The organism is Teichococcus aestuarii (assembly GCF_003116135.1).
Taxonomy (GTDB): domain Bacteria; phylum Pseudomonadota; class Alphaproteobacteria; order Acetobacterales; family Acetobacteraceae; genus Pseudoroseomonas; species Pseudoroseomonas aestuarii.
Window position 1 is genome coordinate 1 of record NZ_PDOA01000081.1, and the last position, 737, is coordinate 737.

Genomic DNA, 737 nt, shown 5'->3' on the forward strand with positions numbered 1-737 from the left:
TGACGCTGCAGCTGCCGGAACGCCTCCGGCAGTTCGGCGAAGGGCGCGCCGTTGCGCAGGGCACCGGGCTTGCGCTGGACCACGGCCAGGTAGTGGCGCCAGTCGTAGACGGTCCGGCCCTGCCCGTGGTGCGACCGCTCGATGATCCGCTGGTGCTTGCAGACGACTGCCCCCTCAGCCACCACCACGATACGGTCGGGGTAGATCCGCAGGCTGACCGGCCGGTTGGCGAAAGAGGCGGGCACGCTGTAGCGGTTGCGGTCGAAGTGCACGAGGCAAGTCGGCGAGACCCGCTTGGTCTCGTCCACGAAGCCGTCAAAGACCCGCCGGACCGGCATCAGGCAGTCCATCTCCTGCCGCCAGGCCGCGGCGACGCTGCCGGGTTCCACCCCATGCGGGATCTCCTCCCAGAGGGCGAGGCATCGCTGCTCCAGCCAGGCGTTCAGCGCCTCCAGGCTGGCGACCTGGGGCATGGGCTGCCACAGCCGGTGCCGGGCATCCTGGACGTTTTTCTCGACCTGGCCTTTCTCCCAACCTGACGCCGGATTGCAGAACTCCGGCTCGAACAGGTAGTGGCTCGCCATGGCCAGGAAGCGGGCGTTGATCTGCCGCTCCCGGCTCGGGCCAATCCGGTCAACGGCGGTGCGCATGTTGTCGTAGATGCCACGCCGCGGCACGCCACCCAGCACGCGGAAGCCGTGGTTGTGGGCGTCGAACAGCATCTCGTGCGTCTGCAG

At 68.7% G+C, this 737-nt stretch carries 1 protein-coding gene; it reads right to left on the minus strand.

Translation table 11 applies throughout. The annotated features are described in order from the left end of the window. Window positions 1-737, minus strand: a 737-nt coding sequence (locus tag CR165_RS24220; protein WP_146202050.1) for a Mu transposase domain-containing protein, incomplete at both ends; no start/stop codon positions are given.